The following is a 1,248-nucleotide window of genomic DNA, read 5'->3' as shown; positions in this document are numbered from 1 at the left end:
CCCCCCCCCCCCCCCCCCCCCCCCCCCCCGGCCTCAAACCGCGAACCGCAGGCTGTCGAACATCCGACCCACCGCTTCGGCGTCCCGGCCGTAGTAATGCTCGGCCGGGGCTATCCACACCAGCAGCGTCAGCCGGCCCTCGCGTTCGGCGGCGGTCACCAGGCCCCGGTAAACCAGGCCGTTGGGGTTGTCCAGGTCCAGGTCGAAGCGCAGTGCCGGCGCGTCTCCCCAGCGCACGGGCCGCAGCTGGCGGGCCTGCACGTTGGCCCAACCGGCGCCGCGCAGGCCGTCGACGACGATATCGCGCACTTCGTCGGGGCGCATGCCCGCGCGAAACCACGGGCCGTCGGGTCGCCAGGACCGCTCCTTGGCGCGAAGGAAGACGTGTTCGCGCGGCTGGATGCGCGACAGGATCATCAGCTGGTTCAGCGCCGCGCCGTCCACGGTCCATTGCTCCTGGCGGGGGGCGCTGACGCGGGCCCAGTCCAGGTCGGTGGTCATCTGCAGGTTGAACACCGAGGCCTGGCCGGCTTTCTGCAGGCGATTTCCCCCGCAGGCGGCCAGCAGCGCCAGGGCGGCCGCCAACAGGGCGGTGCGAACCAGGCACCGGATCAAGGTGTGGCCTCCATTTCCGCCAGGTACTGGCGCACGAACGCGGCGTCGCCGGCTTCCGGCGCCAGCGCCAGGTAGCGCTGGAAGGCTGCGCCGGCACCGTCGCGGTCGCCCTGGGCGCGCAGCGCCATGCCGTGTTCGCGAAACGCTCCGGCCGGCGCATCGGGCAGGGCGACGGCCTCCTCGTAAAGGGCCTGCGCGCGCGCCGCGTCGCCGTCCCTGCCGCGGCGACGGAAGGCCTCGGCCAGGAAGAACGTATAGGTCGCCTCGAGCTCGGGGTCGGCCAGGGCGCGCAGGTCGCCGATCACCCGGACCGAAGTGTCGTACATGCGCCGGGAAAGCTCCCCCTCCAGCCATTGCACCAGGAACGGCCGCACGGCGGCCTGGTAGGCCTCGCGTCCGGACATGCCGCCTGCACCATGTCCCAGGGCGGCCGCCTGCACGTCGGCCAGCCGTTGCGCGGTGCGCGGGTGGCTGGCGAATACGGGAACCGGCTTGCCGTAGCCGCGGGCGTCTTCCTCGGCCTTCATGCGCTGCCAAAGCCGGGTCCCGGCGGCGGGCTCGTAGCCCTGGCCGACGGCCGCTGCGAAGCCCTGTTGGTCGGCCTCGCGCTCGGCCTCGCGGGAAAACTGCGAC

Annotated in this window: 2 protein-coding genes; both read right to left on the bottom strand. The window is 73.1% G+C overall.

The annotated features are described in order from the left end of the window. Window positions 1-33 precede the first annotated feature (33 nt). Window positions 34-615 (bottom strand): hypothetical protein, encoded by a 582-nt coding sequence (locus K0M70_RS13575; protein ID WP_290782812.1) that lies wholly within the window; start codon window positions 613-615, stop codon window positions 34-36. Next, window positions 612-1,248 (bottom strand): M48 family metalloprotease (locus tag K0M70_RS13570; RefSeq protein WP_343211218.1); only part of this gene is annotated, 637 nt, incomplete at its 5' end. The genes K0M70_RS13575 and K0M70_RS13570, both read right to left, overlap by 4 nt.

Source organism: Arenimonas sp. (genome assembly GCF_019459675.1).
Taxonomy (GTDB): domain Bacteria; phylum Pseudomonadota; class Gammaproteobacteria; order Xanthomonadales; family Xanthomonadaceae; genus Arenimonas.
This window is presented reverse-complemented; position numbering and strand designations above follow the sequence as displayed.